1 protein-coding gene is annotated in these 502 nt (G+C 48.2%); it reads left to right on the top strand.

The features are described 5' to 3' along the window. Window positions 1-502 (top strand): M14-type cytosolic carboxypeptidase (locus R8N49_RS30940; protein ID WP_318190929.1); only part of this gene is annotated, 502 nt, incomplete at both ends.

Below are 502 nucleotides of genomic sequence, written 5' to 3'. Positions count from 1 at the left end.
ACTGAAAATCCCTAACGACAACATGTCGGAATTCTACCAATGGTTCCACTTCCGCTTAGAAACTGAAGCAGAGCAGTCTCACACCATCAAACTGCTCGATCTAGCGAAGTCAGCATACCCTGAAGGTTGGCAAGGTTACGACGTTGTTGCGTCTTATGACCGTGAAGAATGGTTCCGTATTCCTGCTGAATTTGATGGTGACACATTAACGTTTACTGTGATCCCAGAGCGCAGCTCTATCTATTTCGCATACTTTGCACCGTACACTTATGATCGCCATCTCGATCTACTGCACATGGCGCAAAGCGCGCACCACTGCAAGCTAGATACACTGGGTCATACCCTAGATGGTAACGACATGAGCCTACTGACTTTTGGTGAGCCAGAAGAAGGCAAAAAGAAAATCTGGATGATCGCGCGTCAGCATCCGGGCGAAACCATGGCCGAGTGGTTTATGGAAGGTATGATTCAGCGTCTGCTGGATGAAAACGATACGGTTGCC

It is taken from the genome of Vibrio sp. 1978 (assembly GCF_033344345.1).
This window is presented reverse-complemented; position numbering and strand designations above follow the sequence as displayed.